The 10,297-nt window shown below is 43.3% G+C and carries 10 protein-coding genes; 3 read left to right on the top strand and 7 right to left on the bottom strand.

The features are described from left to right. From B4J23_RS12195 to rsmH, 5 genes are all read right to left on the bottom strand, one after another. A partial coding sequence (locus B4J23_RS12195; protein WP_291360952.1) for a Mur ligase domain-containing protein occupies nt 1–421 on the bottom strand: 421 nt, incomplete at its 3' end. 8 nt (nt 422–429) lie between these two features. Further along, nucleotides 430–1,926, bottom strand: a complete 1,497-nt coding sequence (locus B4J23_RS12190) for a UDP-N-acetylmuramoyl-L-alanyl-D-glutamate--2,6-diaminopimelate ligase (RefSeq protein ID WP_291360950.1) — start codon at nt 1,924–1,926, stop codon at nt 430–432. Nucleotides 1,927–1,937: 11 nt separating this feature from the next. Further along, nucleotides 1,938–3,761, bottom strand: a complete 1,824-nt coding sequence (gene ftsI, locus B4J23_RS12185; protein ID WP_034702203.1) for a penicillin-binding protein PBP3 — start codon at nt 3,759–3,761, stop codon at nt 1,938–1,940. A 15-nt stretch (nt 3,762–3,776) separates the two neighbouring features. Further along, a complete protein-coding gene (gene ftsL, locus B4J23_RS12180) occupies nt 3,777–4,109 on the bottom strand; it encodes a cell division protein FtsL (RefSeq protein WP_004787146.1) in 333 nt (110 codons plus the stop codon). A gap of 10 nt (nt 4,110–4,119) precedes the next feature. Beyond that, on the bottom strand, nt 4,120–5,031 hold the full coding sequence (gene rsmH, locus B4J23_RS12175) for a 16S rRNA (cytosine(1402)-N(4))-methyltransferase RsmH (protein WP_291360947.1): 912 nt from the start codon (nt 5,029–5,031) through the stop codon (nt 4,120–4,122). 289 nt (nt 5,032–5,320) lie between these two features. On the opposite strand from rsmH, the gene B4J23_RS12170 reads away from it, so the two are divergent. Continuing rightward, the gene (locus tag B4J23_RS12170; protein WP_291360945.1) at nt 5,321–5,659 is read left to right on the top strand and encodes a hypothetical protein; all 339 of its coding nucleotides are present in this window, start codon (nt 5,321–5,323) and stop codon (nt 5,657–5,659) included. Nucleotides 5,660–5,718: 59 nt separating this feature from the next. Here the strand turns inward: B4J23_RS12170 and B4J23_RS12165 are convergent, their stop codons facing one another. Both B4J23_RS12165 and B4J23_RS12160 read right to left on the bottom strand, forming a co-directional pair. Further along, nucleotides 5,719–6,738 carry a sulfate ABC transporter substrate-binding protein gene (locus B4J23_RS12165; protein ID WP_291360943.1) on the bottom strand — a complete coding sequence of 340 codons (1,020 nt, stop codon included), beginning with the start codon at nt 6,736–6,738 and terminating at the stop codon, nt 5,719–5,721. A gap of 242 nt (nt 6,739–6,980) precedes the next feature. Continuing rightward, a complete protein-coding gene (locus B4J23_RS12160) occupies nt 6,981–7,985 on the bottom strand; it encodes a sulfate ABC transporter substrate-binding protein (RefSeq protein WP_291360941.1) in 1,005 nt (334 codons plus the stop codon). A gap of 390 nt (nt 7,986–8,375) precedes the next feature. Between B4J23_RS12160 and B4J23_RS12155 the strand changes: the two genes are divergently transcribed. Both B4J23_RS12155 and gltX read left to right on the top strand, forming a co-directional pair. Continuing rightward, nucleotides 8,376–8,681: a hypothetical protein gene (locus B4J23_RS12155; protein WP_291360940.1), complete on the top strand. Its 306-nt coding sequence runs from the start codon at nt 8,376–8,378 to the stop codon at nt 8,679–8,681. Nucleotides 8,682–8,820: 139 nt separating this feature from the next. After that, nucleotides 8,821–10,297, top strand: a 1,477-nt coding sequence (gene gltX / locus B4J23_RS12150) for a glutamate--tRNA ligase (protein ID WP_291360938.1), incomplete at its 3' end; no start/stop codon positions are given.

Here is a 10,297-nt window from a genome sequence, read left to right as displayed (position 1 = left end):
TATCCTGTCGCGACAGGATACTGCCCAGCATTTCCTTGGTCGTGGTTTTACCGCTACTGCCAGTCAAAGCAATGACTTTGAGCTGTGAGTTTTGCTGACGACGATATGCGCCAAGATGACCCAGCGCCAGGCGAGTATCTTCAACTACTAGCTGGCAAATCTCTGCATCAACAGGTCGACTGACAATTGCGACTCCACAGCCCTTCTCAGCCACTTGTGCGATAAAGTCATGCGCATCAAAACGCTCACCTTTCAATGCCAGAAAAGCATCACCTGCTTCGGCATGACGGGAATCAGTTAAAATCCGCTTAATCTGGCCTTCAGGTTTTTTATCATTCAGCCAATAACCCTGAGTGGCTTGCTGTAACTGTTCAATTGTCCATGACTCTAGAGGCACGGTACTTGTTGTTGAAGTATGCATGTGAAATCCTAATGCGCTGGAAATGCTAAATCACGGTTATGATGCTGGGCATCAATTGCGGCCTGTACCTCGACCACATCATCAAACCAATGTCGCACCCCATCAATCTCCTGATAATTTTCGTGTCCCTTACCGGCAATCACCACAATGTCACCTGGCTGCGCCTGGTCGACTACAAAGCGGATTGCTTCACGACGGTCATGAATTTCATGATAGGTTTTGCCTGAAAAATCGATACTCTGCTTCATGTCAGCGAAAATCTGGTTTGGATCTTCAGTACGCGGATTGTCCGAAGTCAGCACTGCAATATCAGCACCTTCGAGGGCCGCCTGAGTCATCAGCGGACGTTTGCCACGATCACGATCACCGCCACAGCCAAAAGCAACCCAGAGTTTTTGGCTGACATGACGCTTCAGTGTAAGCAAGACCTGAGTCAGAGCATCTGGAGTATGCGCATAATCCACCACAAACAGACGCTCATCATCACGAATCACCTGCATACGGCCTGGAGCACCTTTCAGCTCAGGCACAGTTGCGATTAAATCGGCTAGTGCAAAACCGGCTTGCTCTGCCACAATCAGGCTCGCAACCAGATTTTCGATATTGAAATGGCCCAGCAAAGGACTATGCACAGTAAATGTATCTTGTGCAGTGATCAATTTAAATTCAGCACCGGAAATACTGTACTGGATATCCTGAACCTGATAATCGGCTGATTGTGACAAAGAATAAGTCAGAATTTTCGGCTGATTCGGATTGGCTTTTGCAGCATTCAGCATCACTTTTGCATGTGCATCATCAATATTGATAACTGCAACTTTCAGAGATTCAAAGCTGAATAAACGCGATTTTGCTTCTGCATAAGCTTCCAGCGTACCGTGATAGTCGAGATGGTCACGACTTAAATTGCTATAAGCGGCAATTTCAATCGCACACCCATTCAGACGGCCCTGCTCCAGACCATGCGAACTCGCCTCAATTGAAGCAAATTCCGCACCTGCCTGTGCATAAGCATGCAAGGCATTTTGCAATTGCAGGGCATCAAGGGTGGTATGAGAAGAGGCTTCCAGATTCGGTAAAATACCATTCCCTGTAGTCCCCATAACTGCACAGGCTTTGCCTTGCAGCATCAGCAACTCAGCAACCAGACGGGAAATCGTGGTTTTACCATTGGTGCCGGTCACGGCCAGAATATGGGCAGCCTTAACTGGCTGAGTCGCTTGCAGATAGCGCTTCTGCCATTCGCCCATCAGGTGGCGGATATGGGGTACTACCAAAGCTGGAGTAACACCTAGCTCCTGCTCAGAAATCACCGCTAACGCGCCTAATGACAGGGCTTTCTTGGCATATTCTGCGGTTTTTTCAGGTTGAGAGAAGCTGGTCAGGGCAATAAAAATTTGCCCCAGTTTAACTTTGCGGCTGTCCAGTTCGAAACCCTGAAAGGATTGTCGCATCCACTCAGCAGGTTCTTGAACGGCGTAGAGATCTTGAAATGTAATGGACATTGATCACCTATTTACTGGACTTTGGGAGATTCTAAAGGTTTGTCCAACGGGACATTTAGCAGGCGTAAAGATTCCTGCATTACACGGGCAAAGACAGGTGCAGATACCGTACCACCATAATAAGACCCTTGCGGATTTTCCACGACCACTACCATAGCAATACGCGGATCACTCACGGGTGCTACACCGGCAAATAAGGCACGGTATTCACTGGTTGAATAGCCTTTACGGTCGGCACGCAATTTATGCGCAGTACCAGTTTTACCTCCAACACGATAACCAGGTACGGTTGCACGGGTTGCTGTACCACCAGGCAAAGTTGCTGTTTCCATCATCAGCAGAACCTGTTCTGCGATTTGTGGATCAATCATCTGCTCGCCTTGTGGCTGTTCTTCTAACTTATATAGACTTAAAGGCACTTTCACACCTTTGTTCGCCAGCATGGCATAGGCATCAGCTAATTGCAGCACAGTCGCATTCAGACCATAACCATACGCCATGGTTGCTACTTCAGACACATTCCATTTACTTGGCGGCAGAATCAAACCGGAACTTTCACCCGGAAATTTCACTGCGGAACGCTGACCAAAACCAAGACGTTTATAGAAAGTCGGTAAAGTTTCATACGGCAGTGACAGAGCTAATTTAGCTACACCGACGTTTGATGATTTCTGGATAATACCACCCAGTGTCAACTGACCGTAGTTATGCGTATCACGAATAGTATGATTCCCGACTCGCATACTACCTGGACTCGTATTGATCACCGAATTGGCCGTATATTTCCCGCTCTCTAGAGCCATCGCCACGGTTAGCGGCTTCATGGTTGAACCCGGCTCGAAGGAATCGACAGCGCCACGGTTACGCATTGCGTCTTTATTTAATAAGCCATTCTTGTCATTCGGGTTATAAGAGGGCCAAGAAGACATTGCCAGAATTTCACCGGTTTTGACGTCGACTGCAATCGCTGTTGCGGAGCGGGCATTATTGGCGACGCCTGCTGCAGTCAGTTCACGATACATAATGTACTGTAAACGTGAGTCGATACTCAGGGTAATGTTTTCACCTGGCTCAACTTCTTTAATCACTTCCGGTTCTTTAACGCGGTTGCCTTTTTTGTCACGGATAATCTGCTGTTCACCATCCTGACCGGCAAGACGGGTATTCAGCTGCATCTCCAGACCTTCGATCCCAATTCCCTCACTATTGGTCAGACCAATAATCTGGGAGTTTGGCTGGGGCTGAGGATAATAGCGCTTATAGTTTTTCTCGGTATACACACCTTGGAAATTACGCTTCATGATCAGTTCCGCCTGTTGTGGCGGCACTTCTTTTTTCAGGATCAGATAACGTGAACGTGGACGCTCTTCCATCTTTTTGCGCAATTCAGCACGATCCATGCCCACTGCATCAGCCAGCTCATCCAGATTCAGGTTTTTATCTGGGAGCTGGCGTTTTAGTTTACGGCTATTCGGCTCTTTCTGTAGTGCCAGCATGGTTTCATCATAGAGTTTTTTATTATCAAAATAGTCACGTGGGTCAATCACGATTTTCATAATCGGCGTACTGATCGCCAGCGGAATACCATTACGATCATAAATTACGCCACGCATGGCCTTGATGGTATTGGTTCGTAAAATATTGGCATTGGCTTTATTTTGCAGAAAGTCTTTATTGATAATCTGCACATAGAAAGCTCGGCCGATCAGTGTCACAAAACACAGCAGCACCACGGCCCACATGATGTAAAAACGGTTGATATAAACATTTAAGGCATTTTTCTCGGTGACGGACTGCTTTTTACGTACCGGTTGCTTCTTTCTCTTGTCTACCATGTTCGAGCGCTAGCCTTATTTTTTCTCATCTGAAGGTTGTGGTAAGGAAATCACGACACTCTGTGAAATCGGAGGTGAATACATCCTTAACTGGGTCACTGCACGGGTACCAATCTGCGCGGTCGCACCAAAGGTCTGCTGTTCAATCAGCAAACGTCCCCACTCTGCATTCAAATCATCCCGTTCGCGCAGATAGGTACTTAGTTTGCGGTTATCCTGACGGTATTCAAAGACTTGGAAGACGACAAATACCGCACTGATGAAGACCATCAACATTAATATGAGGTAAACAATGACTTTTTTCAGCCATAACTTTTCTGTTTTTTTATCAACCACTTCAGTTTTCATGATGTGCCTATTAAGCTAAACGTTCTGCCACGCGCAGCCATGCGCTACGTGAACGAGGATTGGCTTTAACTTCCTCATCACTTGCCTTGACCCGGGCGATTTTCTTTAAACGTCGCGTATCCTTTTGTTGTTGCGGCATTCCCCAGCCTGAATCTTCTTCAAGCGTTGATTCTTTTTGAATAAACTGCTTAATCAACCGGTCTTCCAGTGAGTGGAAGCTGATCACAGCCAAACGTCCCTCTGGTTTCAAAATCTCAACCGCTTGAGGGAGGAAAGTTTCAATATCTTCTAATTCTTTATTAATAGCAATACGAATTGCCTGGAAAGTTCGAGTGGCAGCATGTTTATTTTTTTCCCATTTTGGGTGGGCAACTTTCACAATTTCCGCCAGTTTGGCTGTGGTATCAATATATCCGGCAGCCTTGATTGCTTTAGCAATACGGCGACTATAACGCTCTTCCCCATACTGAAAAATCACATTAGCCAGTGCTTCTTCTTCAATATTCACCAACCATTCTGCTGCAGTCGGACCTTGTGAGTTGTCCATGCGCATATCTAGCGGGCCATCTTTCATAAAGCTGAAACCGCGTTCTGCCTGATCCAGCTGCGGTGAAGACACCCCTAAGTCAGCCATCACACCATCTACACTTTCAATACCCTGCTCAGCTAATGCCTGTTTTAAATCAGCGAAGCTGGCATGGATAATTTTAAAACGTGAATCTTCCTGTTCCAGTTCTGCGGCAACAGCCAATGCTTGCGGGTCTTTATCGAAAGCATAGACGCGTGCATTTTCATCTGATTTGGAAAGTAATAAACGTGTATGCCCACCGCGACCAAAGGTTCCATCCACATAAATTCCCGTATTGCGACCAGCCAGTAAGGCATCAATCGTTTCGTGAAGTAATACAGAAATATGTGACATAAAAACTCAATCAATAGGGCGAAAAATTTAACTGCACATTATCACTCTGTTTAGCTAAAGCTCCAAACGACTTTTTGTAGATAAATATTAATTTCTATAGAGAAAACCGTTTTTTGTTCGTTCTATCAAATCTCTAACCATATTTCTAACAGTTTTCAGAATTTCACTTCGGCTCACTCGCCTAAAATTGCAATTATCGACAAAAACACAGGGATTCTTTTTTCTTGTTATCATCCTCTTTATTATTCCATCTTTTTTATATTTCTCCCATTTTAAGCTGAGCTTTACCATGAAAAAACCCATCTTGTGGATTTTGGCAGCTGCTCTTATGACGCTTTTAAGCGCCTATCAGATGTTGTATCCGAATGCCGAGTTAAGAGCAAAACATCAAGCGACACTGTGTAATGTTGTCCGTTTAAGTCCTGAATTAAATACCAAAGCTGAACTTTTACAGCGGTTGAATTTTATTTATGACAATAGCACGCCGACTTATGCCTATTATCATCCGAAATTTTATCGCATTTATAGTCAATATTTGATTCAACAGTTTCTCGATTTAAGCTCAGAACAACAGCACATGGCTCGACAAGATTTTGAACAGTGCCGTCAAATGATTGATCGTGACTAAGTCATATTACCTACAAAATAAAAAGCCCGCTTGAATGCGGGCTTTTCATGAAATCAATCTTAACGCTTGCTGTTATAGATTTGATCGAAGATTGCGCCATTTACGAAGTGAGTTTTCTGTGCATTTGCCCAACCACCAAAGACTTCATCAATCGTAAATGTTTTGATTTTCGGGAACTGTGCAGAATATTTCGCAAGTGCTTTGGCATTACGTGGACGATAGAAATGTTTTGCAGCCATTTCCTGACCAAGTGGTGAATATAGATAGTTGATATAGCCTTTTGCTAACCACTTATTACCATTTTTCTCAACGGTTTTATCGACAATCGCGACCGAAGGTTCTGTCAAAATTGAAATAGATGGATAAACAATTTCAAATTTGTTTTTACCCAAAGCTTTTTGTGTCACAAGGGCTTCATTTTCCCAAGTTAACAATACATCACCAATGCCGCGCTCAGCGAATGTTGTCATCGATGCACGTGCAGCAGAGTCCATCACTTTCACATTTTTGTACATTTTTCCGACAAATTCTTGTGCTTTTGCCTTGTTACCACCGGGTTGTTTTTCTGCATAACCCCAAGCTGACAGATAGACCCAACGTGGCAAACCACCAGTTTTCGGATTTGGTGTAATAATTTCTACACCCGGTTTAGTCAGATCTTTCCAATCTTTAATTCCTTTAGGGTTACCCTTACGCACCATGAAGACAATCGTTGAAGTATAAGGTGCAGAATTGTGCGGGAACTCTTTTTGCCAGCCTGGTTGAATCTGACCAGATCTTACGATCTCTTCAATATCGTTTGCCAATGCCAAGGTCACCACATCACCTTTTAAACCGTCAACCACAGAACGGGCCTGTTTACCTGAACCGCCATGAGACTGCTTAAAGTTCACATCAATACCGGTTCGTTTTTTCCAGTAGGCACCAAAAGATTTGTTGAATTCGTCATAGAATTCACGGGTTGCATCATAAGAAACGTTCAGGAATTCACGATCCGCAGCTTGGCTTGCAGTTGCAGTAAATGTCAGACCTGTTGCCAATAAAGCAGCACTAACCAGTGATTTTAATTGAGTTTTCATAAGAGCATCGGGAGATTATCTTCATTAGATATAACTATATGAAATAAAATTATTTTTCGCAATTGAGCAAACAAAGTGCATACAGGGTAATATTTAGTTATTTTTTGTTTTAATTTCATGTTTTATATAATAAAAATATCTAGATTAAAGGCTTATTCTATTTTTATAGCATTTTATGCTTTAGATATAAAAAAAACGGATAATAAATTATCCGCTTTCTACTTATGATTCAGTAATTAGAATTATTTACGGTTTTCCGCAGAGATCTGATCGTAGATCGCTCCATTCACAAAATGGGTTTTCTGCACTTTTGCCCAGCCGCCAAAGACTTTATCAATGGTAAAAGTCTGGATTTTTGGGAATTGCGCCGCATATTTTGCTGCTGCTTTGGCATTACGTGGACGGAAGTAGTATTTCGCTGCCAGCTCCTGCCCTTTTGGTGAATATAAATAGTTTAAATAACCTTTGGCCAAATTACGGTTGCCATTTTTATCTACGGTCTTGTCGACAATCGCCACTGAAGGCTCAGCCAGAATGGAAATCGAAGGATAGACAATTTCATACTTATCTTTACCCAGTCCTTGCGTAGCCAATAACGCTTCATTTTCCCAAGAGAGTAATACATCGCCGATCCCGCGTTCAGCAAAGGTCGTTAAGGAACCACGCGCACCTGAATCCAGTACTTTGACATTGGCATAGAGTTTTTTCACCAGTTCTTTGGCTTTGGCATCATTACCACCCGGCTGTTTCAAGGCATAACCCCAAGCCGACAAATAAATCCAGCGCGGTGCACCCCCAGTTTTTGGGTTTGGCGTAATAATTTCAACGCCTGGTTTGGTTAGGTCATTCCAGTCTTTAATCTGTTTTGGATTGCCTTTACGAACCAGAAAGACAATTGTAGAGGTATAAGGAGCCGAATTACTTGGGAACTCTTTCTGCCAGCCCTTTTCGATTAAGCCTGCATTGACGATTTCTTCGATGTCATTGGCCAGTGCCAAAGTGACTACATCGGCCTGCAAGCCATCGACCACAGAGCGGGCCTGTTTACCTGAACCGCCATGCGACTGTTTAAAGTTGACCGCTTGCCCGGTTTTCTGTTTCCAGAACTTGCCAAATTCTTCATTATATTCCTGATAGAATTCGCGGGTCGGATCATAGGAAACGTTGAGAAAGTCTTTTGCAGCATAGCCAGGAATGGCACTTCCGCCAAGTAATACTAAAATAGTAGAAGTTATTATCTTTTTCATGATTAGTGCTCATTGCTAATTTATCCAGCACTATATAAATAAAAAAATTACTTAACAATCATGTGTTTATAATATTTTATCCAATCATATTCTATTTTTGATATATATGCTCACAATTCATTTCGGATACATTTTCCCCTAAAAATTTAATATCCTGCTACAATATAAGACAGTTCTTCACGATCTCTACACAGTTATCTGTTACAAATAGGCAACTTTAATGTGGAAATTCTGAAATTTAGTAATTTTCCACAGAGAAATATTAGTTTTTTGTAAAAAATGTGACCTGGTTCTACTTTTTTATATCTGAATGTGATTAGATTGTAGCCAGTATTATAACAACATTTTTAACAAAACAAGATTAACCAGAGCTAAGGAGGAAGTTTGGATATGAAATTTAAAATATTCACAGCCAGCATCCTAAGTCTTATCATGCTGTTCTCGATTCAACTTGGCCATGCCGTAGTTATAAAAACAGAGCTACCTAAAGCCTCTGTAAGTGCAATTGAAGTGAAAACCTCACCAATTGAAAAAGCAATTCAGCAACATAAAGCTGATAAAAATGCTTTTCATACTGAGGATGAACTTAAAGCGCTGACTGCGTTCAAATCAAATCCGACTCAAAGCTTTTTTGCAGCTCAAAACCTGCGCTTTACCCGCTTTGTGCAAAGTATCTTTTCTCCGAGCAATTCATAAGACTTAGTTTTAGTTCTCCACATTTGTTATATTTTGCTCATCCTGAAAAGCCGCATCATTCAATGTTGAATAAAGCATTAAGTGATGTGGCTTTTTCGTTATAATAGCTGCAATTTTATATTTAAGATTAGATCCGGTTATGACTGTTCGTACTCGTATTGCACCTTCTCCTACCGGTTTCCCGCATGTGGGAACTGCCTATATTGCCCTGTTCAACCTGTGTTTTGCCAAACAGCACGGTGGCGAATTCATTCTTCGTATTGAAGATACGGATCAGCTGCGTTCTACTCCTGAATCTGAAAAAATGATTCTGGACTCCCTACGCTGGTTAGGCCTGAACTGGTCAGAAGGCCCAGATGTCGGTGGTCCACATGCACCGTACCGTCAGTCAGAACGCATGAGCATCTATAAAAAATACGCAGAAGAACTGGTAGATAAAGGTCATGCTTTCTACTGTTTTGCAACAGCGCAAGAACTGGATGAAATGCGTGCTGAACAGCAGGCTCGTGGCGAAACTCCACGCTACGATGGCCGCGGTCTAAAACTGTCTAAAGAAGAAGTGGCACGTCGTCTGGCATCTGGTGAACCGCACGTGATCCGTATGAAAGTGCCAGCTGAAGGTGTATGTACCTTTAATGACATGCTACGCGGTGAAGTAGAAATTCCATGGGCGCAAGTCGATATGCAAATTCTGCTGAAAACTGATGGTCTGCCAACTTATCATCTGGCAAACGTAGTTGATGATCACCTGATGCAAATTACCCATGTGATTCGTGGTGAAGAATGGATTCCATCTGCACCAAAACATCAGTTGCTGTATAAATACTTTGGTTGGGACATGCCAGTCCTGTGCCACATGCCTCTACTGCGTAACCCGGACAAATCAAAACTGTCTAAACGTAAGAACCCAACTTCAATCAATTACTATAAAGACATCGGTGTATTGCCAGAAGCGTTGTTGAACTATCTGGGCCGTATGGGCTGGTCAATGCCAGATGAGCGTGAAAAATTCACTTTGGCTGAAATGATTGAACACTTTGATATTAACCGTGTCTCTCTAGGTGGTCCAATCTTTGATGTTGAAAAACTAAACTGGTTGAATGGTCAATGGATTAAAGCCCTCTCTCCTGCTGAACTGTTAGATACCTTACTGGCCTGGAAAGCAGACCGTGCCAAACTGGAAGAAATCGCTGCTGCAATTCAACCACGGATCAATCTGCTGTCTGAAGCAGTGAACTGGTCAGCGCATTATTTCAACCATTTCCCGACTTTGACTAAAGAACAGTTCGAAAGCAAAAAACTTTCTGAAGAACAAGTGCGTCAAAGCCTGCAATTTGCGATCTGGCGTCTGGAAAGCCTGTTCACCTGGAACAATGACACTGTCAGCCAAACGCTGATGGATCTGGCGAATCAGATGGGCATTAAATTACGTGACTTTATGCCAGCGTTCTTTATTGCGATTGCCGGTTCAACCGCTTCTACCCCAGTCATGCAGACCATGGTTACCATTGGTCCGGATCTAACTTTTGCCCGTCTGCGCCACGCGCTGGAAGTGGTCGGTGCTCCTAGCAAGAAAGAAGTAAAAGCTTGGGAAAAACTGAATGAGAGTCTGAAAC

Source organism: Acinetobacter sp. UBA3025, assembly GCF_002367915.1.
Classification (GTDB): Bacteria; Pseudomonadota; Gammaproteobacteria; order Pseudomonadales; family Moraxellaceae; genus Acinetobacter.
Note: the sequence above shows the minus strand (reverse complement) of the source record. Positions and strands in the feature narration are given on the sequence as shown.

Coding starts and splice junctions, on each gene's coding strand:
- B4J23_RS12170 (WP_291360945.1), top strand. CDS start 5,321: ATGAAAAAACCCATCTTGTGGATTTTGGCAGCTGCTCTTATGACGCTT.
- B4J23_RS12160 (WP_291360941.1), bottom strand. CDS start 7,985: ATGAAAAAGATAATAACTTCTACTATTTTAGTATTACTTGGCGGAAGT.
- B4J23_RS12165 (WP_291360943.1), bottom strand. CDS start 6,738: ATGAAAACTCAATTAAAATCACTGGTTAGTGCTGCTTTATTGGCAACA.
- rsmH (WP_291360947.1), bottom strand. CDS start 5,031: ATGTCACATATTTCTGTATTACTTCACGAAACGATTGATGCCTTACTG.
- ftsL (WP_004787146.1), bottom strand. CDS start 4,109: ATGAAAACTGAAGTGGTTGATAAAAAAACAGAAAAGTTATGGCTGAAA.
- ftsI (WP_034702203.1), bottom strand. CDS start 3,761: ATGGTAGACAAGAGAAAGAAGCAACCGGTACGTAAAAAGCAGTCCGTC.
- B4J23_RS12155 (WP_291360940.1), top strand. CDS start 8,376: ATGAAATTTAAAATATTCACAGCCAGCATCCTAAGTCTTATCATGCTG.
- B4J23_RS12190 (WP_291360950.1), bottom strand. CDS start 1,926: ATGTCCATTACATTTCAAGATCTCTACGCCGTTCAAGAACCTGCTGAG.